Source organism: Caballeronia sp. LZ001, assembly GCF_031450875.1.
In the GTDB taxonomy this organism is placed as follows: Bacteria; Pseudomonadota; Gammaproteobacteria; order Burkholderiales; family Burkholderiaceae; genus Caballeronia.
In genome coordinates this window covers 3,588,262-3,611,755 of the sequence record NZ_JARTVX010000004.1, presented here as the reverse complement: position 1 = coordinate 3,611,755, position 23,494 = coordinate 3,588,262, and the positions used below count along the sequence as shown (strand labels likewise).

At 58.9% G+C, this 23,494-nt stretch carries 31 protein-coding genes and 1 pseudogene; all 32 read right to left on the bottom strand.

The genetic code is table 11. The features are described from left to right. Positions 1-67: 67 nt before the first annotated feature. Positions 68-472, bottom strand: a complete 405-nt coding sequence (gene rpsK / locus P9292_RS27870; protein WP_006052224.1) for a 30S ribosomal protein S11 — start codon at positions 470-472, stop codon at positions 68-70. Positions 473-500: 28 nt separating this feature from the next. Beyond that, the gene (gene rpsM, locus P9292_RS27865) at positions 501-866 is read right to left on the bottom strand and encodes a 30S ribosomal protein S13 (protein WP_061179113.1); all 366 of its coding nucleotides are present in this window, start codon (positions 864-866) and stop codon (positions 501-503) included. Positions 867-908: 42 nt separating this feature from the next. After that, complete coding sequence (rpmJ, locus tag P9292_RS27860) at positions 909-1,025, bottom strand: 50S ribosomal protein L36 (protein WP_004199844.1); 117 nt, start codon at positions 1,023-1,025, stop codon at positions 909-911. A gap of 20 nt (positions 1,026-1,045) precedes the next feature. Continuing rightward, positions 1,046-1,264, bottom strand: coding sequence for a translation initiation factor IF-1 (gene infA / locus P9292_RS27855; protein WP_004521905.1), 219 nt, complete (start codon positions 1,262-1,264; stop codon positions 1,046-1,048). Positions 1,265-1,272: 8 nt separating this feature from the next. Then, entirely contained in the window at positions 1,273-2,619 is a 1,347-nt protein-coding gene (secY, locus tag P9292_RS27850; protein WP_250465878.1) for a preprotein translocase subunit SecY, read from the bottom strand. Between the two features lie 41 nt (positions 2,620-2,660). Continuing rightward, positions 2,661-3,095, bottom strand: a complete 435-nt coding sequence (rplO, locus tag P9292_RS27845; RefSeq protein WP_244826427.1) for a 50S ribosomal protein L15 — start codon at positions 3,093-3,095, stop codon at positions 2,661-2,663. 30 nt (positions 3,096-3,125) lie between these two features. Then, positions 3,126-3,308 carry a 50S ribosomal protein L30 gene (gene rpmD, locus P9292_RS27840; protein WP_016346466.1) on the bottom strand — a complete coding sequence of 61 codons (183 nt, stop codon included), beginning with the start codon at positions 3,306-3,308 and terminating at the stop codon, positions 3,126-3,128. A 14-nt stretch (positions 3,309-3,322) separates the two neighbouring features. Further along, positions 3,323-3,841 (bottom strand): 30S ribosomal protein S5, encoded by a 519-nt coding sequence (gene rpsE / locus P9292_RS27835; RefSeq protein ID WP_244793886.1) that lies wholly within the window; start codon positions 3,839-3,841, stop codon positions 3,323-3,325. Between the two features lie 14 nt (positions 3,842-3,855). After that, positions 3,856-4,221, bottom strand: a complete 366-nt coding sequence (gene rplR, locus P9292_RS27830; RefSeq protein ID WP_035967614.1) for a 50S ribosomal protein L18 — start codon at positions 4,219-4,221, stop codon at positions 3,856-3,858. 12 nt (positions 4,222-4,233) lie between these two features. After that, complete coding sequence (rplF, locus tag P9292_RS27825) at positions 4,234-4,767, bottom strand: 50S ribosomal protein L6 (protein WP_244826428.1); 534 nt, start codon at positions 4,765-4,767, stop codon at positions 4,234-4,236. 19 nt (positions 4,768-4,786) lie between these two features. Continuing rightward, positions 4,787-5,182: a 30S ribosomal protein S8 gene (rpsH, locus tag P9292_RS27820; protein ID WP_062638157.1), complete on the bottom strand. Its 396-nt coding sequence runs from the start codon at positions 5,180-5,182 to the stop codon at positions 4,787-4,789. Between the two features lie 14 nt (positions 5,183-5,196). Then, positions 5,197-5,502 (bottom strand): 30S ribosomal protein S14, encoded by a 306-nt coding sequence (gene rpsN, locus P9292_RS27815; protein WP_244826429.1) that lies wholly within the window; start codon positions 5,500-5,502, stop codon positions 5,197-5,199. Positions 5,503-5,509: 7 nt separating this feature from the next. Next, positions 5,510-6,049, bottom strand: coding sequence for a 50S ribosomal protein L5 (gene rplE / locus P9292_RS27810; RefSeq protein WP_244826430.1), 540 nt, complete (start codon positions 6,047-6,049; stop codon positions 5,510-5,512). Between the two features lie 14 nt (positions 6,050-6,063). Continuing rightward, positions 6,064-6,372, bottom strand: a complete 309-nt coding sequence (rplX, locus tag P9292_RS27805) for a 50S ribosomal protein L24 (protein ID WP_244826431.1) — start codon at positions 6,370-6,372, stop codon at positions 6,064-6,066. Positions 6,373-6,381: 9 nt separating this feature from the next. Then, on the bottom strand, positions 6,382-6,750 hold the full coding sequence (gene rplN / locus P9292_RS27800) for a 50S ribosomal protein L14 (RefSeq protein ID WP_006998478.1): 369 nt from the start codon (positions 6,748-6,750) through the stop codon (positions 6,382-6,384). Positions 6,751-7,049: 299 nt separating this feature from the next. Continuing rightward, positions 7,050-7,322 carry a 30S ribosomal protein S17 gene (gene rpsQ, locus P9292_RS27795; protein ID WP_008343854.1) on the bottom strand — a complete coding sequence of 91 codons (273 nt, stop codon included), beginning with the start codon at positions 7,320-7,322 and terminating at the stop codon, positions 7,050-7,052. Beyond that, positions 7,319-7,513, bottom strand: coding sequence for a 50S ribosomal protein L29 (gene rpmC / locus P9292_RS27790; protein WP_035933103.1), 195 nt, complete (start codon positions 7,511-7,513; stop codon positions 7,319-7,321). Before rpmC ends, rpsQ begins: the two co-directional genes overlap by 4 nt. 10 nt (positions 7,514-7,523) lie before the next feature. Further along, a complete protein-coding gene (gene rplP, locus P9292_RS27785; protein WP_061170924.1) occupies positions 7,524-7,940 on the bottom strand; it encodes a 50S ribosomal protein L16 in 417 nt (138 codons plus the stop codon). 2 nt (positions 7,941-7,942) lie between these two features. Then, positions 7,943-8,743 (bottom strand): 30S ribosomal protein S3, encoded by an 801-nt coding sequence (rpsC, locus tag P9292_RS27780; protein ID WP_244826432.1) that lies wholly within the window; start codon positions 8,741-8,743, stop codon positions 7,943-7,945. An 11-nt stretch (positions 8,744-8,754) separates the two neighbouring features. Beyond that, positions 8,755-9,084 carry a 50S ribosomal protein L22 gene (gene rplV / locus P9292_RS27775; RefSeq protein WP_011490054.1) on the bottom strand — a complete coding sequence of 110 codons (330 nt, stop codon included), beginning with the start codon at positions 9,082-9,084 and terminating at the stop codon, positions 8,755-8,757. A 12-nt stretch (positions 9,085-9,096) separates the two neighbouring features. After that, positions 9,097-9,372 carry a 30S ribosomal protein S19 gene (gene rpsS, locus P9292_RS27770; protein ID WP_035506764.1) on the bottom strand — a complete coding sequence of 92 codons (276 nt, stop codon included), beginning with the start codon at positions 9,370-9,372 and terminating at the stop codon, positions 9,097-9,099. 10 nt (positions 9,373-9,382) lie between these two features. Further along, on the bottom strand, positions 9,383-10,210 hold the full coding sequence (gene rplB, locus P9292_RS27765) for a 50S ribosomal protein L2 (RefSeq protein ID WP_250509589.1): 828 nt from the start codon (positions 10,208-10,210) through the stop codon (positions 9,383-9,385). A gap of 2 nt (positions 10,211-10,212) precedes the next feature. Then, positions 10,213-10,527, bottom strand: a complete 315-nt coding sequence (gene rplW / locus P9292_RS27760) for a 50S ribosomal protein L23 (protein ID WP_008343846.1) — start codon at positions 10,525-10,527, stop codon at positions 10,213-10,215. Further along, positions 10,524-11,144 carry a 50S ribosomal protein L4 gene (rplD, locus tag P9292_RS27755; protein WP_244826434.1) on the bottom strand — a complete coding sequence of 207 codons (621 nt, stop codon included), beginning with the start codon at positions 11,142-11,144 and terminating at the stop codon, positions 10,524-10,526. The genes rplW and rplD overlap by 4 nt, the downstream gene beginning before the upstream one ends. Next, positions 11,144-11,803 carry a 50S ribosomal protein L3 gene (gene rplC, locus P9292_RS27750; protein ID WP_244826435.1) on the bottom strand — a complete coding sequence of 220 codons (660 nt, stop codon included), beginning with the start codon at positions 11,801-11,803 and terminating at the stop codon, positions 11,144-11,146. Before rplC ends, rplD begins: the two co-directional genes overlap by 1 nt. A 185-nt stretch (positions 11,804-11,988) precedes the next feature. Next, positions 11,989-12,300: a 30S ribosomal protein S10 gene (gene rpsJ, locus P9292_RS27745; RefSeq protein WP_006998489.1), complete on the bottom strand. Its 312-nt coding sequence runs from the start codon at positions 12,298-12,300 to the stop codon at positions 11,989-11,991. Between the two features lie 137 nt (positions 12,301-12,437). Further along, a complete protein-coding gene (gene tuf / locus P9292_RS27740; protein ID WP_090541958.1) occupies positions 12,438-13,628 on the bottom strand; it encodes an elongation factor Tu in 1,191 nt (396 codons plus the stop codon). A gap of 66 nt (positions 13,629-13,694) precedes the next feature. Continuing rightward, complete coding sequence (gene fusA / locus P9292_RS27735; protein WP_309962268.1) at positions 13,695-15,797, bottom strand: elongation factor G; 2,103 nt, start codon at positions 15,795-15,797, stop codon at positions 13,695-13,697. Between the two features lie 129 nt (positions 15,798-15,926). Next, positions 15,927-16,397: a 30S ribosomal protein S7 gene (rpsG, locus tag P9292_RS27730; protein ID WP_006053291.1), complete on the bottom strand. Its 471-nt coding sequence runs from the start codon at positions 16,395-16,397 to the stop codon at positions 15,927-15,929. A 203-nt stretch (positions 16,398-16,600) separates the two neighbouring features. Beyond that, a complete protein-coding gene (gene rpsL / locus P9292_RS27725; protein ID WP_006053290.1) occupies positions 16,601-16,981 on the bottom strand; it encodes a 30S ribosomal protein S12 in 381 nt (126 codons plus the stop codon). Positions 16,982-17,201: 220 nt separating this feature from the next. Further along, complete coding sequence (recQ, locus tag P9292_RS27720) at positions 17,202-19,049, bottom strand: DNA helicase RecQ (RefSeq protein ID WP_309962266.1); 1,848 nt, start codon at positions 19,047-19,049, stop codon at positions 17,202-17,204. 188 nt (positions 19,050-19,237) lie between these two features. Beyond that, positions 19,238-23,480 (bottom strand): annotated as a pseudogene (rpoC, locus tag P9292_RS27715) (DNA-directed RNA polymerase subunit beta'). Positions 23,481-23,494 lie beyond the last annotated feature (14 nt).

The window sequence follows — 23,494 nt, the reverse complement described above, 5'->3', positions numbered from 1 at the left end:
CACGAAGCCCGCCGACGCTTTCGCATCGACAGGAAACATGCGGTCGCGAATCAACTGATGCGCGACTTTAGATACGACGACGCTTCGGCGGACGGCAGCCGTTGTGCGGGACCGGCGTCACGTCGGAGATCGCGGTGATCTTGATGCCAAGACCATGCAGCGCGCGCACCGCCGACTCACGGCCAGGGCCGGGGCCCTTGATCCGCACTTCGAGGTTCTTCACGCCGTATTCCATTGCCACGCGGCCAGCCGATTCTGCTGCAACCTGAGCTGCGAAAGGCGTCGACTTACGCGAGCCCTTGAAACCCTGGCCGCCAGAGGTCGCCCATGCCAGCGCGTTACCTTGACGATCGGTGATCGTGATAATGGTGTTGTTGAACGACGCGTGAACGTGAACCACGCCCTCGGCGACGTTCTTCTTGACCTTCTTGCGAACGCGTTGCGCCGCGGAGTTGTTCGAAGCCTTAGCCATTACGTTTTCCTGTAACTGTCAGTTCCGCTTACTTCTTCAGCGATTGCGCTGCACGACGCGGACCCTTGCGAGTACGGGCGTTGGTGCGCGTGCGCTGGCCACGCAGGGGCAGACCCTTGCGATGACGCATGCCGCGGTAGCAACCCAAGTCCATCAGGCGCTTGATGTTCATCGTCACTTCACGGCGCAGATCGCCTTCGACGATGAACTTGCCCACTTCGTCACGCAGCTTTTCGAGGTCTGCGTCGGTGAGGTCCTTGACCTTCTTCGAAAATTCCACACCAGCAGCACTGCAAATGCCGCGGGAACGCGTGCGACCAATGCCGAAGATTGCCGTCAGGCCGATCTCGGTATGCTGGTGATTCGGGATGTTAACCCCTGCGATACGAGCCATTGTTTTTCCTCAAACAAAAAGCGCAAGCAAAAAGCGCGGCGTTCAGCCTTGACGCTGTTTGTGGCGCGGATCAGAGCTGCAAATCACGCGCACAACGCCCTTGCGCTTAATGATCTTGCAATTGCGGCAAATGCGCTTAACCGATGCCATCACTTTCATGATATTACCCTTTTTTCAAATCACTTCGCCCGGAACACGATCCGTGCACGAGACAAATCGTAAGGCGTCAATTCAACCGTAACCTTGTCGCCCGGTAGGATACGGATGTAGTGCATCCGCATCTTTCCGGATATGTGTCCCAGGACGACATGGCCATTTTCCAATTTCACCCGGAAAGTAGCGTTGGGGAGGTTTTCAATGACCTCGCCCTGCATCTGGATTACATCGTCTTTGGCCATAGTCCTAACTAGCGCATCGGGACGTTGCCGCCCTTGAAGTTTGCCTTCTTCAGCAGCGATTCATATTGTTGCGACATAACGTACGACTGCACCTGAGCCATGAAGTCCATCGTGACGACGACAATGATCAGCAGCGACGTTCCACCAAAATAAAACGGCACGTTCCAGCGCAACACCAGAAACTCAGGCAACAAGCACACAAACACGATGTAGATCGCACCGGCCAGCGTCAGACGCGTGAGGATGCGGTCGATGTACCGTGCAGTCTGATCGCCCGGACGAATACCCGGAACGAACGCACCGCTCTTCTTCAAGTTGTCGGCGGTTTCCCTGCTGTTGAACACCAACGCGGTGTAGAAGAAGCAGAAGAACACGATAGCCAACGCATACAGCAGCACGTACACAGGTTGACCGGGCTTGAGGGCTTCAGCCACGCTGTGCAGCGTGTTCGCGAACCAGCCGGTACGCGTTCCCGAACTGAACCAGTTCAGGATGGTTGCCGGGAAGAGAATGATCGACGACGCGAAGATCGGCGGAATCACACCCGACATGTTCAGCTTCAGCGGCAGATGTGACGACTGTCCACCGTAAATCTTGTTACCGACCTGGCGCTTCGCATAGTTCACGAGGATCTTGCGCTGACCGCGTTCGATGAACACGACCAGATACGTAACCGCCGCGATCAACGCGACGATGATGATCGCCGAGATGATGCTCATCGAACCGGTGCGAACCAGTTCGAACAGACCGCCGATTGCATTCGGAAAGCCTGCCGCGATACCACCGAAAATGATGATCGAGATGCCGTTGCCGAGACCGCGCTCCGTGATCTGCTCACCAAGCCACATCAGGAACATCGTGCCCGTCACCAGCGTGACCACCGTCGTCAGCCGGAACACCATGCCGGGATCCAGCACCAGGCCGGGCTGATTTTCCAGCGCCACCGCGATACCGAAAGCCTGGAATGTTGCCAGAACCACCGTGAAGATCCGCGTGTACTGCGTAATCTTTCGTTGACCTGCCTGTCCTTCCTTCTTCAACGCCTCCATTTGCGGCGACACGATCGACAACAACTGCATGATGATCGAGGCCGAAATGTAGGGCATGATGCCCAACGCGAAAATCGTGAATCGTGACAGCGCGCCACCCGAAAACATGTTGAACATGCCAAGGATGCCGCCCGACTGGCTTTGGAACAACTTCGCCAGCTGATCCGGATCGATGCCGGGAACCGGAATATGCGCACCAATGCGGTAGACAACCAACGCCAGCAGCAGGAACACTGCACGCCGACGCAGATCGCCAAATTTCGCCGCGCTTCGACCGGGTTTTGCGAGACTCGGGCTGTTAGCCAAGAACCTTCTCCGATGCTAGTGCTAGTAACGGCGAAATCGCGTTACTCGGCGAACGAGCCGCCAGCGGCTTCGATTGCTGCACGGGCGCCCTTCGTTGCCGTCAGACCCTTCACCGTGACCTTGCGGGTGATCTCGCCGGTCTTGATGATCTTCGCGCTCTTGATGAGCTCGCCGACCAGACCCGCTTGCTTCAAAGCCAACAGATCGATTTCGTCGACCGGCAACTTCTCGAGATCAGCCAGGCGCACTTGACCGACGAATTCCTTCGTCAGCGAAGTGAAGCCGCGCTTCGGCAGACGACGCTGCAGAGGCATCTGACCGCCTTCGAAGCCGACTTTGTGAAAGCCGCCCGAACGCGATTTCTGACCCTTGTGGCCGCGACCTGCAGTCTTGCCGAGGCCCGAACCGATGCCACGACCGACGCGACGCTTAGCGTGCTTCGCGCCTTCTGCCGGCTTCAGGTTATTCAATTCCATGTTCAACTCCTTGGATCCTAGTCGGCGGCCTTAGCCGATGACCTTAACGAGGTATGAAACCTTGTTGATCATCCCGCGCACTGCCGGCGTGTCCTGCAGCTCGCTCACCGAGTTGAGGCGACGCAGGCCGAGGCCACGCACCGTAGCGCGGTGCGTTTCGCGGGTCCCGATCAGGCTCTTAACGAGCTGAATCTTGACAGTTTTCTCAGACATGATGACCTCGAGGCTTAGCCCAAAATATCTTCGACGGACTTGCCGCGCTTCGCCGCGATGTCGCCCGGCGTGGACTGCTTACGCAGACCGTCGAGCGTTGCACGAACGAGATTGTACGGGTTCGTCGAACCGTGGCTCTTGGCCACCACGTTCTGCACGCCCATCACGTCGAACACTGCGCGCATCGGGCCGCCTGCGATCACGCCAGTACCGTCCTTCGCCGGAGCGAGGAGGACTGCGGAAGCACCATGCTTACCGTGCACTTCGTGTTGCAACGTACCGTTCTTGAGCGGCACCTTGAACATGTTGCGGCGGGCTTGCTCCATTGCCTTTTGAACGGCGACCGGAACTTCCTTCGCTTTGCCCTTGCCCATGCCGACGCGGCCATCGCCGTCGCCAACCACGGTCAGTGCGGCGAAACCGAGAATCCGGCCACCCTTCACGACCTTGGTCACGCGGTTGACCGAAATCATCTTTTCGCGCAGGCCGTCGTCGCGTTCGTCAGCCTGAACTTTCGCTTGCATCTTTGCCATGACGAATTCTTCCCTTAGAACTTGAGCCCGGCTTCGCGCGCGGCATCAGCCAGCGCTTTCACGCGGCCGTGGTAGCGGAAACCCGAGCGGTCAAAGGCGACGGATTCGATGCCGGCAGCCTTCGCCTTCTCGGCAATACGCTTGCCGATCAGGGTTGCAGCGTTGATGTTGCCGCCCTTGCCCGACTTGTCAGCCAGTTCAGCGCGCACTTCGGCTTCCAGCGTCGAGGCGCTTGCAAGCACCTTCGTGCCGCATGCCGAGAAAACTTGCGCGTAGATATGCGTATTCGTGCGATGCACGGCGAGACGCGCGACCTGCAGCTCAGCGATCTTGATACGCGTCTGACGAGCGCGGCGCAGGCGAGATTGAGTCTTATCCATGATTGCGCACCCTTACTTCTTCTTCGTTTCTTTGAGGATCACGACCTCGTCGGCATAACGCACGCCCTTGCCCTTATAGGGCTCCGGCGGACGATAGCCACGAACTTCCGCCGCGACTTGGCCGACTTTCTGCTTGTCGATCCCCTTGATCACGATTTCGGTCTGCGTCGGGGTTTCAGCCTTGACGCCTTCCGGCATCTGGTGCACCACGGGGTGCGAGAAACCCAGCGACAGATTCAGCTTGTCGCCTTGCGCTTGTGCACGATAACCGACGCCAACTAGCGTCAGCTTGCGTTCGAAACCCTTGGTGACGCCATGCACCATGTTCGCCACCAGGGCGCGCATCGTGCCGGACATCGCGTTCGCTTCGCGGCTTTCGTCAGCCGGCGCGAAATTCAACGTACCGTTGTCGTTCGCCACGCTCACCAGCGGATTGCCCGCTTGCGAAATCGTGCCGAGCGGACCCTTGACGGTGATGACGTCGCCCTTGACGGCCACTTCGGCGCCTTGCGGCAACGCGATCGGGCTCTTACCTACTCGAGACATGTTTCTTCTCCCTTCGGCGTTAAGCGACGTAGCAGATGACTTCGCCACCGACGCCGGTCTGGCGCGCCTTGCGGTCAGTCATCACACCCTTCGGCGTCGAAACGATTGCAACGCCCAGGCCATTCATCACCTGAGGAATGTCGTTACGACCGCGGTACACGCGCAGACCAGGCTTCGACACGCGCTCAAGGCGCTCGATAACCGGACGGCCAGCGTAGTACTTCAACGCGATGTTCAATTCCGACTTCGCACCTTCAGCCTTCACTGCGAAATCGTCGATATAACCTTCGTCCTTCAAAACCTGCGCAATCGCAACCTTGACTTTCGACGAGGGCATAGTCACCGAAACCTTCTCGACCATCTGCGCATTGCGGATGCGAGTCAGCATATCGGCGATAGGATCACTCATGCTCATTTATGTTTCTCCTATTACCAGCTCGCCTTGGTGAGGCCAGGGATTTCACCGCGGAATGCGATTTCGCGGATCTTGCTACGCGCGAGTCCGAACTTGCGGAACGTGCCGCGAGGACGACCCGTGATCGCGCAGCGGTTACGCTTGCGAGTGGGGTTCGAGTTACGCGGCAATTGTTGCAGCGCGAGACGGGCGATATAGCGTTCTTCGTCCGACTTGCTTGCGTCGTCGATCACAGCCTTCAGCTCAGCACGCTTCGGAGCGTACTTGGCTGCGAGGCGTGCGCGCTTCTTTTCACGTTCGATCAGTGCCAGTTTAGCCACGGTAACCTCAGTTTCTGAACGGGAACTTGAAGCCGGCGAGCAGCGCCTTTGCTTCGTCGTCACTCTTCGCGGTGGTCGTGATGCTGATGTTCAGCCCACGCAGCGCGTCGATCTTGTCGTAGTCAATTTCGGGGAAAATGATCTGCTCTTTCACACCGATGTTGTAGTTACCACGACCGTCGAATGCACGGCCCGAGACGCCACGGAAGTCGCGCACGCGGGGGAGCGCAACCGTCACGAAGCGGTCCAGGAATTCGTACATCGCTTGACCGCGCAGCGTAACCATCGCGCCGATCGGGTAGCCTTGACGAATCTTGAAGCCCGCGATTGCCTTGCGCGCCTTCGTGATAACCGGCTTTTGGCCAGCGATCTTCGTCAGGTCGCCCACGGCGTTTTCGATAATCTTCTTGTCAGCGACCGCTTCGCCAAGACCCATGTTGAGGGTGATCTTGGTGATGCGCGGCACTTCCATGATGGACTTGTAGCCGAACTTTTCAACCAGTTGCGGCACAACCGTTTCTTTGTAAATTTCTTGCAGACGAGCCATTTTTTAACTCCGCGTCAGGCGTTAAGCGTGGCGCCGGTCGACTTCAAGAAGCGAACCTTCTTTCCATCTTCGACCTTGATGCCCACACGCGACGCCTTGCCATTCGCGTCGACCAATGCGACGTTCGAAATATGCAGCGGCATCGTTTTGGCTTCCACACCGCCCGTCGTACCCTTCATCGGGTTCGGCTTCACATGCTTCTTGACGAGGTTGATACCCTCGACCGTGACATGCTCTTCCGCAACGACCAGCACGGTACCGCGCTTGCCTTTGTCCTTGCCGGTAGTGACGATAACTTCGTCACCCTTGCGAATCTTGTTCATCGCGACTCCTTACAGCACTTCCGGCGCGAGCGAAACGATCTTCATGAATCGTTCGCTACGCAGTTCACGCGTCACCGGCCCGAAAATACGCGTGCCGATCGGCTCGAGCTTCGTGTTCAACAGTACGGCGGCATTGCCGTCGAACTTGATGAGCGAGCCATCCTGGCGACGCACGCCTTTGGCCGTGCGAACGACCACGGCGTTATAAATTTCGCCCTTCTTTACGCGTCCGCGCGGCGTCGCTTCCTTGACGGTCACCTTGATGATGTCGCCAATGCTAGCGTAACGACGCTTCGAACCGCCGAGCACCTTGATGCACATGACTTCACGCGCACCCGTGTTGTCGGCCACTTCAAGCCGAGTTTCGGTCTGGATCATGGTTTATCTTTCCCAACTTAATCCGGTCACACCACCATGGCGCATCCGGTCAGTCTTGGTCCCGTCAGCCAATCGGCTGCTTGGGTTAGAACAGGCAGCGAGGGCAGACGAAACCCGCCATCGCAATCCGGTGAATCTGTCGACTCAGGCTGGCGCCTGAACCGGCTTCCCCCACCAATTTCGCCCGCGACGGGGCTCCCACAAAGAGGGAAGACCGAGATTATAACAAATAATCTCGGTCTTGCAAGCGAAACTTACTGCAACACTAGTTACTGCATCGCGGTACTACAACTACAGACTTAGATCACGCGCGCCGCTTCGACCAACTTCGATACAACCCAAGCCTTCGTCTTCGAAATCGGACGAGTTTCCTGAATTTCGACGAGATCGCCTTCGTTGTACGTATTGGCGTCATCATGCGCGTGGTACTTCTTCGAACGCACGACGTACTTGCCGTAGATCGGATGCTTCACGCGGTGCTCGACCAGAACGGTGACCGTCTTGTCCATCTTGTTGCTGACGACCTTGCCGACCAGCGTCCGCTTGAGCGAGGTTTTTACGCTATCGTTCATTTCTGGTTCGCCTTCTCAGTCAGGACGGTCCGCACACGTGCGATGTCGCGACGAACCTTCTTCAGCTGGCTCGTGTTCGTGAGCTGCTGGGTCGCGAGTTGCATGCGCAGGCCGAATTGCGCCTTCAGCAGGTCCGTCAGCTCTTTGTTGAGCGCGGCCTGGTCTTTCTGGTGAAGTTCAGATGCCTTCATCATTTACTCCTTAGGCGCCGAGCTGGCGCACGACGAAGTACGTCTTGAGCGGCAGCTTGGCTGCAGCCAGACGAAACGCTTCGCGCGCCAGTTCTTCGGTGACACCGTCCATTTCGTACAGCATCTTGCCCGGTTGAATTTCAGCGACGTAGTACTCCGGGTTACCCTTACCGTTACCCATACGTACTTCTGCCGGCTTCTGCGAAATCGGCTTGTCCGGGAAAATGCGGATCCAGATTCGGCCACCACGCTTGATGTGACGCGTCATTGCACGACGCGCGGCTTCGATTTGACGCGCGGTCAAACGGCCGCGACCGATAGCCTTCAGACCATATTCACCGAACGACACCGCGTTGCCGCGCGTCGCCTTGCCGGTGTTACGACCTTTCTGCTCTTTGCGATACTTTCTGCGTTTCGGTTGCAGCATCGTTATTCTCCACTCTTCGCGTCACCGCCAGCGCCGCCACGACGGGGACCGCCGCGACGAGCACCTGCCGGAGCGCCTTCGCCATCACGGCGCGGACGGCGATCGCCACCCGGACGTGCGTTGCGGCGCGGACGCTTGTCTTCCGCCACTTCTTCCACCACCGGTGCTTCATTACGGCCCAGCGTGTCGCCCTTGTAGACCCACACCTTCACGCCGATGATGCCGTACGTGGTTTTCGCTTCCGACGTTGCGTAGTCGATATCGGCACGCAGCGTATGGAGGGGCACGCGACCTTCGCGATACCACTCGGTACGAGCGATTTCGATACCGTTAAGACGGCCCGCGCTCATGATCTTGATACCTTGCGCGCCAAGGCGCATGGCATTCTGCATCGCACGCTTCATCGCGCGACGGAACATGATCCGGCGTTCGAGCTGTTGCGTGATCGAGTCAGCGATCAGCTGAGCATCGGTTTCCGGCTTGCGAATTTCTTCGATGTTGACGTGAACCGGAACGCCCATGCGCTTCTGCAGTTCAGCCTTCAACAGTTCGATGTCTTCGCCCTTCTTGCCGATGACAACGCCCGGACGCGAGCTATAAATCGTGATCCGTGCGTTCTTTGCCGGACGCTCGATGATGACACGACCAACCGAAGCGTTCTTCAGCTTCTTCTTCAGGTACTCACGAACACCGATGTCTTCCTGGAGCATCGCCGCGAAGTTGCTGTTGTTCGCATACCAGCGCGAAGCCCAGTTGCGGCTGACGGCCAAACGGAAGCCAGTCGGATGAATTTTTTGTCCCATCGTATGGCTCCTTAATTCCCGACCGTCACAGTGATGTGACAGGATTGCTTCTCGATGCGGTTACCACGACCCTTAGCGCGTGCGGTAAAACGCTTCAACGAAGCAGCCTTGTCGATATAGATGCTCGTGATCTTGAGCTCATCGATATCGGCGCCTTCGTTGTGTTCCGCATTCGCGATCGCAGACAGCACGACCTTCTTGACGATACCCGCCGCCTTCTTCGGCGAGAACGTCAGAACGTTCAGCGCCTTGTCGACCGGCAAACCACGAATCTGGTCAGCCACAAGGCGCGTCTTCTGCGCCGAGATGCGGGCACCGCGATGAATTGCTTTCACTTCCATCTTGATAGCCCCTTATTTCTTGGCCTTCTTGTCGGCCGCGTGACCCTTGAACGTACGGGTCAATGCGAACTCGCCAAGCTTGTGGCCGACCATGTTTTCCGTGACATACACCGGAACGTGCTGACGGCCGTTGTGAACAGCGATCGTCAGACCGATGAAGTCCGGGAGAATCGTCGAGCGACGCGACCAGGTCTTGATCGGCTTCTTGTCGCGCGTAGCTGCAGCCGACTCAACTTTCTTCAGCAAATGAGCGTCGCAGAACGGACCTTTTTTAGCAGAACGTGTCATTGCCTACTCCTTAACGCTTGTGACGGCGCTGGACGATCATCGTCGTCGTGCGCTTGTTGCTACGGGTGCGATAACCCTTAGTCGGCGTGCCCCACGGGCTCACCGGATCGCGACCTGCAGCCGTCTTGCCTTCACCACCGCCGTGCGGGTGATCGACCGGGTTCATTGCAACGCCGCGCACCGTCGGACGGATACCACGCCAGCGGTTCGCGCCAGCCTTACCGATTTGACGGAGGCTATGCTCTTCGTTGCCCACTTCACCGATCGTCGCGCGGCACTCGACGTGCACGCGGCGAATTTCGCCCGAACGCAGACGAACCTGCGCGTAGACGCCTTCGCGCGCCAGCAGCATCGCGGACGTACCAGCCGAACGCGCGATTTGCGCACCCTTGCCCGGCAGCATTTCGATGCAGTGGATCGTGGTACCGACTGGAATGTTGCGGATCGGCAGCGTGTTGCCTGCGCGGATCGGCGCTTCCGAACCGGACATGAGCTGCGTACCAACGATCACGCCCTTCGGCGCGATGATGTAGCGACGCTCACCGTCTGCGTACAGAACCAGCGCGATGTTCGCGCTACGGTTCGGGTCGTACTCAAGACGCTCGACCTTTGCCGGAATGCCGTCCTTGTTGCGACGGAAGTCGACGATACGGTAGTGCTGCTTATGACCACCGCCCTTATGACGCGTGGTGATGCGGCCGTTGTTGTTACGGCCGGCGGTCACGGACTGCGAATCGAGCAGCGCCGCAAACGGCTTGCCCTTATGCAGATCCTTGTTGACCACCTTGACCATCGCGCGGCGACCCGGCGAAGTCGGCTTAACTTTAACGATTGCCATGATTACTTGGCCTCCGCTTCAAAGTTGATTTCCTGGCCGGGCTTCAAGCAGACGTACGCCTTCTTCACGTCCTTGCGCTTGCCGTTGAAGCGGCCAAAGCGCTTGGCTTTACCCTTCGTGACGAGCACGTTGACGGAATTGACTTCGACCTTGAACAGCAGCTCGACAGCAGCCTTTACTTCCTGCTTCGTGGCGTCCGGGGCGACTTCGAACACGACTTGTTCGTTCTTGTCGGCCACCAGCGTCGCCTTTTCGGAGATCACCGGCGCGAGCAGAACTTGCATCAAACGATGATCGTTTTTGCGAATCTCGCTCATGACAGCAACTCCTCGATCTGAGCGACCGCAGCCTTCGTGATCAGAATCTTCTTGAAGTAGATCAGCGAGAGCGGGTCGGCGTAACGCGGCTCGACAACGGCCACGTGGGCCAGATTGCGCGACGCGAGGTACAGGTTCTCGTCGACCGTATCGGTGATGACCAACACGGAATCGAGACCCATCGCCTTGAATTTATCGGCCAACAGCTTGGTCTTCGGCGCTTCGAGCGCGAGGTCTTCGACCACCGAGATACGGCCTTCGCGAGCCAATTGCGAGAAGATCGAGCAGAGACCTGCGCGATGCATCTTCTTGTTGACCTTGTGCGAGAAGTTTTCTTCTGGCGAATTCGGGAAGATACGACCACCGCCACGCCACAAAGGGCTTGACGACATACCGGCACGAGCGCGACCCGTACCTTTCTGACGCCACGGCTTCTTGGTGGTGTGCTTGACCTGCTCACGATCCTTCTGAGCGCGGTTGCCGCTACGTGCATTGGCTTGATAAGCCACGACGACCTGGTGAATCAGGGCTTCGTTGTAATCGCGACCGAACACGACGTCCGATGCGTTCACGCCAGCAGCTTCCTGACCATTGGCATTCAGGAGCTTAAGTTCCATTATTTCGCTCCTTTCACAGCACGCGTCTTGACGGCCGGCGTCACGAATACCTTGCCGCCCTTCGCACCCGGAACCGCGCCGCGAACCAGCAGCAGATTGCGGTCGGCGTCGATGCGAGCGATTTCGAGATTCTGAACCGTGACGGTTTCGTCACCGAGGTGACCCGTCATGCGCTTACCCGGGAACACACGACCCGGATCCTGCGCCATACCGATCGAACCCGGAACGTTGTGCGAACGCGAGTTACCGTGCGAGGCACGACCTGAGGCGAAGTTGTAACGCTTGATGGTACCGGCGTAGCCCTTACCAATCGACGTACCTTGCACGTCGACCTTCTGGCCAACTTCGAAAATGTCCGTACCGATCACAGCGCCGTTCGCCAATTCGGCGGCCTTCGCGGATTCGATCTGGAATTCTTTGAGGATTTCACCAGCTTGAACGCCGGCTTTGGCGAGGTGACCCGCCAGCGGCTTCGTCACGCGCGATGCGCGGCGAGCACCGAATGCAACCTGAACGGCGGTATAACCATCCGTTTCAACGGTCTTGATCTGCGTCACGCGGTTGTCCGACACGTCCAGCACGGTGACGGGAATCGAGTCCCCTTCAGGCGTGAAGATACGGGTCATGCCAACCTTGCGACCTACGAGTCCAAGGCTCATCGTTTTCTCCATTCCCGACTGCGATTGGTCGGGGCTGATTACAAAATGTCCACTTCGTTACGAGAGACTGGGCGGACTTTTTTGCGCAAGTGCGCGAAAAGCCTTGGAGTATAACAAGGCTTTCCGTTTTCTGCAAGCAATCAAAGACTTAGCTTCACCCGAAAACCCGGCGAAGCTTTAGAGGCTTACTGCAGCTTGATTTCGACGTCGACGCCAGCCGGCAGGTCGAGCTTCATCAGCGCGTCGACCGTCTTGTCGGTCGGATCGACGATGTCCATCAGGCGCTGATGCGTACGGATTTCGAGCTGATCGCGCGACGTCTTGTTGACGTGCGGCGAACGCAGAATGTCGAAGCGCTGAATGCGCGTCGGCAGCGGCACCGGGCCACGGACTATTGCGCCAGTACGCTTTGCCGTATCGACGATTTCGGCTGCCGATTGATCGATCAGGCGATAGTCGAATGCTTTCAGACGGATACGGATTTTTTGGTTCTGCATGACAATTCCTTAAAAGAGCGAGGCGATGTTGCACCGCCGACTTGGCAAAAGAGCGAGAGACCGGGCATTCGCTTGGGGCGAACACCCGGCCTCGGTCACGTTACTTCAGTACGGCAACGACAGGTGAGCCCGAGATTTTACTCGATAATCTTGGCAACCACACCTGCGCCGACGGTACGGCCGCCTTCGCGGATAGCGAAGCGCAGACCTTCTTCCATGGCGATCGGTGCAATCAGCTTTACCGTGATCGACACGTTGTCGCCCGGCATCACCATTTCCTTGTCCTTCGGCAGCTCGATCGAGCCCGTCACGTCCGTCGTACGGAAGTAGAACTGCGGACGGTAGTTGTTGAAGAACGGCGTGTGGCGGCCGCCTTCGTCCTTGCTCAACACGTACACTTCTGCCGTGAAGTGCGTGTGCGGCGTGATCGAACCCGGCTTGGCCAGAACCTGACCACGCTCCACGTCTTCACGCTTCGTGCCGCGCAGCAGGATACCGACGTTGTCGCCCGCTTGACCTTGGTCCAGCAACTTGCGGAACATTTCCACGCCCGTGCAAGTCGTCTTCACCGTCGGCTTGATACCGACAATTTCGATTTCCTCGCCAACCTTCACCACGCCGCGCTCCACGCGACCCGTCACCACCGTGCCACGACCCGAGATCGAGAACACATCTTCCACCGGCATCAGGAAGGCGCCGTCCACTGCGCGCTCCGGCGTCGGGATGTACGTGTCCAGCGCGTCGGCCAGATTCATGATCGCCACTTCGCCCAGCTCGCCCGTGTCGCCTTCCAGCGCCAGCTTGGCCGAACCCTTGATGATCGGCGTGTCGTCGCCCGGGAAGTCGTACTTCGACAGAAGCTCGCGCACTTCCATTTCGACGAGTTCGAGCAGCTCGGCGTCGTCCACCATGTCGCACTTGTTCAGGAACACGATGATGTAAGGCACGCCGACCTGACGCGCCAACAGGATGTGCTCACGCGTTTGCGGCATCGGGCCGTCAGCGGCCGAGCACACCAGAATTGCGCCGTCCATCTGCGCCGCGCCCGTGATCATGTTCTTCACATAGTCAGCGTGGCCCGGGCAATCGACGTGTGCGTAGTGGCGGTTAGCCGTTTCGTACTCGACGTGCGCGGTGTTGATGGTGATACCACGCGCCTTTTCTTCCGGCGCTGCATCGATCTGGTCGTATGCCTTCGCTTCGCCGCCGAACTTCTTGGTCAGCACCGTCGTGATCGCTGCCGTCAGCGTGGTCTTGCCGTGGTCAACGTGACCGATCGTGCCCACGTTCACGTGCGGCTTGGTCCGCTCGAATTTACCTTTTGCCATGATTACCTTCTTTCAGAGATTGTTTATCGGTTAAAAGCTTGTGGCTCGCCGAATGACTTGCAGGGCTTACTTGCCCTTGGCGTTGATGATCGCTTCGGCAACGTTACGCGGAGCTTCAGCATAGTGCTTGAATTCCATCGTGTACGTAGCACGGCCTTGCGACAGCGAGCGCAGCGAGGTCGAGTAGCCGAACATTTCCGACAGCGGTACTTCGGCGCGAACGATCTTGCCGCCGCCGATCATGTCTTCCATGCCCTGGACGATACCGCGACGGCCCGACAAGTCGCCCATCACGTTGCCCATGTAATCTTCCGGCGTTTCGACTTCCACGGCCATCATCGGTTCGAGGATGACCGGGCTTGCCTTGCGCATTGCTTCCTTGAAGGCCATCGAACCGGCCATGCGGAACGCGTTTTCGTTCGAGTCGACGTCGTGGTACGAACCGAACGTCAGGTGAACCTTCACGTCGACGACCGGGAAGCCAGCCAGCACGCCCGACTTCAGCGTTTCCTGGATACCCTTGTCCACCGCCGGGATGTATTCGCGCGGAATCACACCGCCCTTGATCTCGTCCAGGAACTCGTAGCCCTTGCCCTGTTCGTTCGGCTCGAGCGTGATGACCGCGTGACCATACTGGCCGCGACCACCCGACTGCTTGACGAACTTGCCGTCGACATCGGCAGCCGTCGCGCGGATCGTTTCGCGGTACGCAACCTGCGGCTTGCCGACAGTTGCTTCAACGCCGAATTCACGCTTCATCCGGTCGACCAAAATTTCGAGGTGGAGCTCGCCCATACCCGAAATGATGGTCTGGCCCGACTCTTCGTCCGTTTGAACGCGGAACGACGGATCTTCCTGAGCCAGACGGTTCAGCGCCAGACCCATCTTTTCCTGGTCGGGCTTCGTCTTCGGCTCAACTGCCTGCGAAATCACCGGCTCCGGGAAAATCATGCGTTCGAGCACGATCGGGCTCTGCGGGTCGCACAGCGTGTCGCCCGTGGTCGCTTCCTTCAGTCCCACGGCTGCCGCGATGTCGCCTGCGCGCACTTCCTTGATTTCTTCGCGCTGGTTCGCGTGCATCTGCAGAATACGACCCAGACGTTCCTTCTTGTCCTTGGTCGCGTTCAGCACGGTGTCACCCGAATTGACCACACCCGAATACACACGGAAGAAGATCAGCTGACCGACGAACGGGTCGGTCATGATCTTGAATGCCAGCGACGAGAATTTTTCGTCGTCGGCAGCACGGCGCTCGCCCTTCTCACCGTTTTCGAGTTCACCCGTAACCGGCGGAATGTCGACCGGCGACGGCAGGAAGTCGATCACAGCGTCGAGCATGCGCTGCACGCCCTTGTTCTTGAACGCGGTGCCGCACAGCATCGGCTGAATTTCGCACGCGATGGTCCGGTCGCGGATCGCCTTGACGATTTCCGCTTCGGTCAGCTCTTCGCCGCCGAGGTACTTTTCCATCAGTTCTTCGCTGGCTTCGGCAGCCGACTCGATCATCTTCTCGCGCCACTCGTTGCACGTGTCGACGAGTTCAGCCGGGATGTCGACGTAGTCGAACTTCGTGCCCTGGGACGCTTCGTCCCAAATGATCGCCTTCATCTTGAGAAGGTCGACCACGCCCTTGAAGTTTTCTTCCGAACCGATCGGCACGACGACGGGAACCGGGTTCGCCTTCAGACGCGTCTTCAGTTGCTCGTAGACCTTGAAGAAGTTTGCGCCAGTGCGGTCCATCTTGTTGACGAACGCGAGACGGGGAACCTTGTACTTGTTAGCCTGACGCCACACGGTTTCCGACTGCGGCTGCACGCCGCCCACTGCACAGTAGACCATGCACGCGCCGTCGAGGACGCGCATCGAGCGCTCCACTTCGATCGTGAAGTCGACGTGCCCCGGGGTGTCGATGATGTTGATGCGGTGCTCGGGATAGTTGCCGCCCATGCCCTTCCAGAAGGCCGTGGTAGCAGCCGACGTGATGGTAATGCCGCGCTCCTGCTCCTGCTCCATCCAGTCCATCGTTGCAGCGCCGTCGTGAACTTCGCCAATCTTGTGGTTCACGCCCGTGTAAAACAGGATGCGCTCGGTCGTCGTCGTTTTGCCGGCGTTGATGTGAGCGCTAATACCGATGTTGCGGTAGCGCTCGATAGGTGTCTTGCGAGCCACTTTGGATCCTTTTTTGGTCGACCCGCCGACTCGATCTATAACGAGCCGACAGCGTCCTAACACAAACGGGCGAGGCGCCTGGAGTAGCGCACCCGCCCTTATTTTTCCGTTTGCCCTACGAGCGGGAGCTTAGAAACGGAAATGCGAGAATGCCTTGTTGGCCTCTGCCATGCGGTGAACTTCGTCGCGCTTCTTCATCGCGCCGCCACGGCCTTCTGCCGCTTCGGAGAGTTCGCCTGCAAGACGCAGGGCCATCGACTTTTCGCTGCGCTTCTTCGCGGCTTCACGCAACCAACGCATCGCCAATGCCATACGACGCGAGGGACGCACTTCGACCGGAACCTGGTAGTTGGCACCACCAACGCGACGGCTCTTCACTTCGACCACCGGCTTCACGTTGTTGAGCGCAACCGTGAACACTTCCAGCGGGTCCTTGCCACCCTTGGTCTGGATCTGTTCAAAAGCGCCGTACACGATACGCTCGGCAACCGACTTCTTGCCTGAGAGCATCAGCACGTTCATGAACTTGGCTACATCTACGTTGCCGAATTTCGGGTCCGGCAACACTTCCCGCTTGGGGACTTCGCGACGACGCGGCATGATTCTTCCTTTACCTTTTCAGTTGGAGCCGACTCCGAACGAGTCTTTAAGCTCCACGGCCACCAACAAACCCGATCCATCTTTTCGACAAAACCAGCTTGGCCGGGTGACCACTTACTCGATAGCACTGGCATTCCAGCACCACCGCCTAAACCGCCTTACGGCGACCTCAAACAACTTGCAGATGACTGCAGACCGGCGACTTACTTGCCAGCCTTGGCGCGCTTCGCACCGTACTTCGAGCGAGCTTGCTTACGATCCTTGACGCCCTGGGTATCCAGCGAGCCGCGAACCATGTGGTAACGCACACCAGGCAAGTCCTTGACACGACCGCCGCGAATCAGCACGACCGAGTGTTCTTGCAGGTTGTGGCCTTCACCACCGATGTACGAAATAACTTCGAAACCGTTCGTCAGGCGAACCTTCGCAACCTTACGAAGTGCCGAGTTCGGCTTCTTAGGCGTCGTGGTGTACACGCGAGTGCACACGCCACGACGCTGGGGGCAGTCCTGCAGGGCCGGCGACTTGCTCTTCGTCGTTTCCGACGTGCGGCCTTTGCGAACCAATTGATTGATGGTTGGCATCGTTTATTCCTGAAAATGATCAAATTCAACGCGATTCTCGACGGGCAAAGCGTCGGAAAATGCGCGTCTAACGTTCTCGAAGAAGCTCGATCCCTTATCGTACGCGGCGCTAAGCCGGTTCCGAAAACGGACCAAGAACGAGAACCTAGCATGATATGCTGAAAATCCCAATTGGGTCAACACGTTGCGCGCATTTCGGAGTACCGCGCAAAGCGTTGGCTTATTCGGTCGTCACGACATCCAGCAACTCGTCGCCGAAACGCTCCAGCTTGCGCGCGCCGATGCCCGGGATATGACGCAGATCATCCACCGTATCGGGATCGCTTCGAGCTATTTCGGCAAGCGTGGCGTCATGAAAAATGACGTAGGCCGGCACGCCGTCGCTCTTGGCGGTTTCTGCGCGCCAAATGCGCAGGCGCTCCCAGCGAGACTTCTGCCGTTGCGACATGCCCGTGGTCGGATCGGCGCGTTCCCGCGTGCGTCCCGACGATTGCCGGCTACGCACCGGCTTCACGTATTTGCGCAGCGTGACGTGCTCCTCGCCTTTCAGCACGGGCTTGCTCGCATCGGTGAGAACGAGCGCGCCGAAGCCGTCGTGGTCAATCGCCAAATAGCCAAAAGCGACGAGCTGCCGAAACACCGCGCGCCACTCCGGCTCGGAAAGCGCGGCGCCGACGCCGAACGTCGATAAATTTTCGTGTCCGCGCTGTAGGACCTTTTCGCTGCGCGACCCGCGCAGAATGTCGATCAGATGTCCCGCGCCGAAATGAAAGCCGCTCGCTTTGCGCGCGCGGAAGACGCAGGACAGCGCCATTTGCGCTTCGCGCGTGGCATCGAACGACGCGGGCGGTTCCAGGCATGTGTCGCAGTTGCCGCACGGTTGGCTCGTCTCGCCGAAATAAGCCAGCAGCCGCACGCGCCGGCAGGCAGCCGTTTCGCACAAGCCAAGGAGCGCATCGAGCTTGCCGGTCTGTACGCGTTTGTGGGCGTCGTCGGCTTCGGATTCGTCGATCATCTTGCGCTGCTGCACGACATCGCCGAGTCCGTAAGCCATCCATGCGTTCGCCGGCATGCCGTCACGACCCGCGCGTCCGGTTTCCTGATAGTAGCCCTCGACGCTCTTTGGCAAGTCCAGATGCGCGACGAAGCGCACATCCGGTTTATCGATACCCATGCCGAACGCAATCGTCGCGCACATCACGACGCCTTCCTCGCGCTGAAACATCTCCTGATGCTTCTGCCGCGTCTCGAATTCCATGCCCGCGTGATACGGCAGCGCGCGCACGCCCTGACCCTTCAGCCACTCGGCGGTCTCTTCCACCTTGCGACGCGACAGACAATAAACGACGCCTGCGTCCGTCGTGCCGTCCGTATTCGTATGCTCGGCGCGGATGAAATCGAGTAACTGCGAGCGTGCGTTGTCTTTCTCGACAATCCGGTAACGGATATTCGGCCGATCGAAACTCGATACGAAGATACGCGCGTCGTCGAGCGCCAGCCGATGCACGATCTCGTCGCGCGTGATGGCGTCCGCGGTCGCCGTGAGCGCAATGCGCGGCACCGAAGGGAACCGTTCGTGCAGCACGGAAAGCTGGATGTATTCCGGGCGGAAATCGTGTCCCCATTGCGATACGCAATGCGCTTCGTCTATGGCAAAAAGACCCACGCGCGCGCTTTCGAGCAATTCTAGAAAGCGCGGCGTCATGAGACGTTCGGGCGCCACATACAAAAGGTCGATGGTGCCGTTGCGCAGCGCGCGCTCCGTGGCGGCGGCCTCCGCGCCGGAGAGCGTCGAGTTCAAGTACGCCGCGCGCACGCCAAGCTCGGTGAGCGCCGCGACCTGATCCTGCATCAACGCAATCAACGGCGACACGACGATTCCCGCGCCGAAGCCCGCTTCCTTGCGCACGAGCGACGGAATTTGATAGCAAAGCGATTTGCCGCCGCCCGTCGGCATGAGCACGAGCGAGTCGCCACCGTTGGCGACGTGTTCGACGATATCCGCTTGCTGTCCGCGAAAAGCCGGATAGCCGAAAACTTCCTTGAGGATCTGCAGCGGACGGGACATGGACGGGAGACGCTCACTACAACATGGAGATACCGAATTCTAACAACGCATGCTCGCCTGCCGAGGCGCTCGTTACAGCGTTAGCCAATCGGCAGAGTGGAAATCGTCAAAAACGAACCGGCGAAAAAAAACCGCCCGGCTGAAAGCCGAGCGGTTCGATGTTGCAACCGACAATCCAGCGAGAGAACTTACTCGTTGGTATGCGGCGCCTGCTCCGTTGCCGGGGTTTCCGGCGTACCGAAATCGAATGCCTCTTCGGCAGCGATCTGGTCGAAGCGTTCGCGATCCGACATTTCCTTGCTCTTGCGCGCCTTGTGGAACGCGAGACCCGTACCAGCCGGAATAAGACGGCCGACGATCACGTTTTCCTTCAGGCCACGCAGATCATCACGCTTGCCCATGATCGCCGCTTCGGTCAGCACGCGGGTCGTTTCCTGGAACGACGCCGCCGAGATGAACGAATCGGTCGACAGAGAAGCCTTCGTGATACCGAGCAGCACGTTTTCGTACGTGGCCGGACGCTTGTCGTCCGCGGTCATGCGGTCGTTCTCATCGAGCATGTCCGACCGCTCGACTTGTTCGCCCGGGATGAAGCGCGTGTCGCCGTTGTCCGTGATCTGGACCCGACGCAGCATCTGACGCACGATCACTTCAATGTGCTTGTCGTTGATCTTCACGCCTTGCAGACGGTACACGTCCTGCACTTCGTCCACGATGTAACGCGACAGCGCCTCGATACCCTGCAAACGCAGGATATCGTGCGGATCGGCAGGACCGTCGACGATCATTTCGCCCTTGTTGACGACCTGACCATCATGCACCAGCACCTGCTTTTCCTTTGCGATCAGGAACTCGTGCTGATTGCCTTCGAGGTCCGTGATAACGAGACGCTGCTTGCCCTTCGTGTCCTTACCGAACGACGTCGTGCCCGTGACTTCCGCCAGAATGCCAGCGTCCTTCGGCGAGCGCGCTTCGAACAGTTCGGCCACGCGCGGCAGACCACCGGTAATGTCACGCGTCTTCTGCGCTTCAACCGGAATACGTGCCAGCACTTCACCAACCTGCACTTGCTGACCATCCTTTACGGTGATCAGTGCGCCGACCTGGAAGCCGATCTGCACCGAATGCTCGGTGTTCGGGATCTTCACTTCCTCGCCGTTCGCGTCGAGCAGCTTCACCTGCGGACGCACGCTCTTCGAAGCCTGCGAACCACGGCGCTTCACGTCGATTACGACGAGCGTCGAAAGACCCGTGACGTCGTCGATCTGCTTCGCAACCGTCACGCCTTCCTCGACGTTTTCGAACTTCACCGTACCGCCCCACTCGGTGATGATCGGACGCGTCAGCGGATCCCATTGAGCCAGTTGCGAACCGGCCTTGATCTGCGCGCCGTCGAGTTGCAGCAATGTGGCGCCGTACGGGATCTTGTGACGTTCACGCTCGCGACCGAGGTCGTCCGCGATGATCGCCTCGCCCGAACGAGAGATGACGACTTGCTCGCCCTTCGCGTTGGTGACGTAACGCATCGTGGCCGTGAAGCGCACCGTACCGTTCGACTTCGCTTCGACCGTCGAAGCAACCGCCGCACGCGATGCCGCGCCACCGATGTGGAACGTACGCATCGTAAGCTGCGTGCCTGGTTCACCGATCGACTGCGCCGCGATCACACCAACCGCTTCGCCGACGTTCACGCGCGAACCACGACCCAGGTCGCGGCCATAGCACGAAGCGCACAGGCCATAACGCGTTTCGCAGGTCAACGGCGTGCGCACGCGCACTTCGTCAATACCGAGGCGTTCAATTTCCTCGACCGCGTCTTCATCGAGCAGATCGCCCGATGCGTACAGCGTTTCCTGCGTTTCCGGATTGACGACGTCCGCCACCGCGACGCGACCGAGAATACGGTCACGCAGCGCTTCGACGACTTCACCGCCTTCGACCAGCGCCTTCATCGCCACGCCGTTCGACGTGCCGCAATCTTCTTCGACGACGACCAGATCCTGCGTCACGTCGACGAGACGGCGCGTCAGGTAACCCGAGTTCGCCGTCTTCAACGCCGTATCCGCCAGACCCTTACGTGCACCGTGCGTCGAGATGAAGTACTGCAGCACGTTCAGGCCTTCGCGGAAGTTCGCGGTGATCGGCGTCTCGATGATCGAGCCGTCCGGCTTCGCCATCAGGCCGCGCATACCGGCGAGCTGACGAATCTGCACCGCGGAACCGCGCGCGCCCGAGTCGGCCATCATGTAGATCGAGTTGAACGATTCCTGACGCGTTTCCTTGCCGTCACGATCCGTCACCGGCTCTGTTGCAAGCTGTTCCATCATCGCCTTGCCGACCGCTTCCGACGTTGCCGACCAGATGTCGACCACGTTGTTGTAGCGTTCTTGCGCGGTGACGAGACCCGACATGTACTGACGGTCGTATTCCTTCACCTTCTTCGCGGCGTCACCGACGATCGTCTCTTTCTGCGGCGGCACGAGCATGTCGTCCACGCAGATCGAGATGCCGGCGCGCGTTGCAAGACGGAAACCCATTTGCATCAGCTGGTCGGCGAAGATCACCGTTTCGCGCAGACCGCACTTGCGGAACGCCGTGTTGATCAGACGCGAAATTTCCTTCTTCTTCAACGGCTTGTTCAGCACGGTGAAGGGCAGCCCCGGCGGCAGAATCTCCGACAGGATCGAGCGGCCGACCGTCGTTGCGAACAACGAGATCTTCGGCACGAACTTCGGCGCGCCTTCGCTCTGGTCTTCGTTGTGGACCATTTCCGTGATCCGCACGTTGACGCGCGATGCCAGCTCGACTTCCTTGTTCTCGTACGCGCGAATCACTTCCGACACGCCCGTGAACGTCATGCCTTCGCCCTTGCCATTCACCGCTTCACGCGATGCATAGTAAAGACCCAGCACGATATCCTGCGACGGCACGATCGACGGGTCGCCGTTGGCCGGGAACAGAACGTTGTTCGACGCGAGCATCAGCTGTACGCGCTTCCATCTGCGCTTCCAGCGACAGCGGCACGTGAACGGCCATCTGGTCACCGTCGAAGTCGGCGTTGAACGCCGCGCAAACGAGCGGGTGCAGCTGAATTGCCTTACCTTCGATCAGCACCGGCTCGAAAGCCTGAATGCCGAGTCGGTGAAGCGTAGGCGCGCGGTTCAGCATGACCGGATGTTCGCGAATGACTTCTTCGAGAATGTCCCACACCACGGGCGTCTGGTTCTCGACTTCCTTCTTCGCGGCCTTGATGGTCGTAGCTACGCCCATCACTTCCAGCTTGTTGAAGATGAAAGGCTTGAACAGTTCGAGCGCCATCAGCTTCGGCAGACCGCACTGATGCAGCTTCAACGTCGGGCCGACCACGATCACCGAACGGCCCGAATAGTCGACGCGCTTACCGAGCAAGTTCTGACGGAAACGACCGCCTTTACCCTTGATCATGTCGGCGAGCGACTTCAGCGGACGCTTGTTCGCACCCGTCATTGCCTTACCGCGACGACCGTTGTCGAGCAGCGAATCGACGGCTTCCTGCAGCATCCGCTTTTCGTTGCGGACGATGATTTCAGGCGCCTTCAGTTCGAGCAGACGCTTCAACCGGTTGTTACGGTTGATCACGCGGCGATAAAGGTCGTTCAAGTCCGACGTCGCGAAACGGCCGCCATCCAGCGGCACGAGCGGACGCAGTTCCGGCGGCAGCACCGGCAGCACTTCGAGCACCATCCAGTCAGGCTTGATGCCCGAACGCTGGAAAGCCTCGAGCACTTTAAGGCGCTTTGCGTACTTCTTGATCTTCGCTTCCGAACCCGTGTTCTTGAGTTCGGTGCGCAACATCTCGACCTGTTCGTCGATGTTGATCGAACGCAGCAGTTCGCGCACGCCTTCCGCGCCCATCTCGGCGCGGAATTCGTCACCGTACTCTTCGACCTTGTTGTAGTAATCCTCTTCGGTCATGATCTGCCGCGCTTTCAGCGGCGTCATGCCCGGATCGATCACCACGTATGCCTCGAAGTACAGCACGCGTTCGATGTCACGCAGCGTCATGTCGAGCACCATGCCTAAACGCGACGGCAGCGACTTCAAGAACCAAATGTGCGCAACCGGCGAGGCCAGTTCGATATGGCCCATGCGTTCGCGACGCACCTTGGCGAGCGTCACTTCGACGCCGCACTTTTCGCAGATCACGCCGCGGTGCTTCAGACGCTTGTACTTGCCGCAAAGGCATTCGTAGTCCTTGATCGGACCAAAAATCTTCGCGCAGAACAGACCGTCCCGCTCCGGCTTGAAGGTACGGTAGTTGATGGTCTCCGGCTTCTTCACTTCGCCGAATGACCACGAACGGATCTTGTCGGGCGAAGCCAGACCGATCTTGATCGCGTCGAATACTTCTTCTTGCTGGACTTGCTTGAATAGATCGAGCAGAGCTTTCATTGCTTTCTCTCCGT

Coding starts and splice junctions, on each gene's coding strand:
- recQ (WP_309962266.1), bottom strand. CDS start 19,049: ATGTCCCGTCCGCTGCAGATCCTCAAGGAAGTTTTCGGCTATCCGGCT.
- rplW (WP_008343846.1), bottom strand. CDS start 10,527: ATGAGCGAGATTCGCAAAAACGATCATCGTTTGATGCAAGTTCTGCTC.
- rpsM (WP_061179113.1), bottom strand. CDS start 866: ATGGCTCGTATCGCAGGGGTTAACATCCCGAATCACCAGCATACCGAG.
- rpsE (WP_244793886.1), bottom strand. CDS start 3,841: ATGGCAAAGATGCAAGCGAAAGTTCAGGCTGACGAACGCGACGACGGC.
- rpsL (WP_006053290.1), bottom strand. CDS start 16,981: ATGCCAACCATCAATCAATTGGTTCGCAAAGGCCGCACGTCGGAAACG.
- rplO (WP_244826427.1), bottom strand. CDS start 3,095: ATGGAATTGAATAACCTGAAGCCGGCAGAAGGCGCGAAGCACGCTAAG.
- tuf (WP_090541958.1), bottom strand. CDS start 13,628: ATGGCAAAAGGTAAATTCGAGCGGACCAAGCCGCACGTGAACGTGGGC.
- rpsC (WP_244826432.1), bottom strand. CDS start 8,743: ATGGGACAAAAAATTCATCCGACTGGCTTCCGTTTGGCCGTCAGCCGC.
- rpsJ (WP_006998489.1), bottom strand. CDS start 12,300: ATGCAGAACCAAAAAATCCGTATCCGTCTGAAAGCATTCGACTATCGC.
- rplR (WP_035967614.1), bottom strand. CDS start 4,221: ATGGATAAGACTCAATCTCGCCTGCGCCGCGCTCGTCAGACGCGTATC.
- rplX (WP_244826431.1), bottom strand. CDS start 6,372: ATGAACAAGATTCGCAAGGGTGACGAAGTTATCGTCACTACCGGCAAG.
- rplC (WP_244826435.1), bottom strand. CDS start 11,803: ATGAGCCTTGGACTCGTAGGTCGCAAGGTTGGCATGACCCGTATCTTC.
- rpmC (WP_035933103.1), bottom strand. CDS start 7,513: ATGAAGGCATCTGAACTTCACCAGAAAGACCAGGCCGCGCTCAACAAA.
- rpmD (WP_016346466.1), bottom strand. CDS start 3,308: ATGTCTGAGAAAACTGTCAAGATTCAGCTCGTTAAGAGCCTGATCGGG.
- infA (WP_004521905.1), bottom strand. CDS start 1,264: ATGGCCAAAGACGATGTAATCCAGATGCAGGGCGAGGTCATTGAAAAC.
- rplF (WP_244826428.1), bottom strand. CDS start 4,767: ATGTCTCGAGTAGGTAAGAGCCCGATCGCGTTGCCGCAAGGCGCCGAA.
- rplN (WP_006998478.1), bottom strand. CDS start 6,750: ATGATCCAGACCGAAACTCGGCTTGAAGTGGCCGACAACACGGGTGCG.
- rplE (WP_244826430.1), bottom strand. CDS start 6,049: ATGGCTCGTCTGCAAGAAATTTACAAAGAAACGGTTGTGCCGCAACTG.
- rpsS (WP_035506764.1), bottom strand. CDS start 9,372: ATGACACGTTCTGCTAAAAAAGGTCCGTTCTGCGACGCTCATTTGCTG.
- rplV (WP_011490054.1), bottom strand. CDS start 9,084: ATGGAAGTGAAAGCAATTCATCGCGGTGCCCGCATCTCGGCGCAGAAG.
- rplB (WP_250509589.1), bottom strand. CDS start 10,210: ATGGCAATCGTTAAAGTTAAGCCGACTTCGCCGGGTCGCCGCGCGATG.
- rpsH (WP_062638157.1), bottom strand. CDS start 5,182: ATGAGCATGAGTGATCCTATCGCCGATATGCTGACTCGCATCCGCAAT.
- rplP (WP_061170924.1), bottom strand. CDS start 7,940: ATGCTGCAACCGAAACGCAGAAAGTATCGCAAAGAGCAGAAAGGTCGT.
- rpsQ (WP_008343854.1), bottom strand. CDS start 7,322: ATGAACGATAGCGTAAAAACCTCGCTCAAGCGGACGCTGGTCGGCAAG.
- rpsG (WP_006053291.1), bottom strand. CDS start 16,397: ATGCCGCGTCGTCGCGAAGTCCCCAAGCGGGAAGTGTTGCCGGACCCG.
- rpsK (WP_006052224.1), bottom strand. CDS start 472: ATGGCTAAGGCTTCGAACAACTCCGCGGCGCAACGCGTTCGCAAGAAG.
- rplD (WP_244826434.1), bottom strand. CDS start 11,144: ATGGAACTTAAGCTCCTGAATGCCAATGGTCAGGAAGCTGCTGGCGTG.
- rpmJ (WP_004199844.1), bottom strand. CDS start 1,025: ATGAAAGTGATGGCATCGGTTAAGCGCATTTGCCGCAATTGCAAGATC.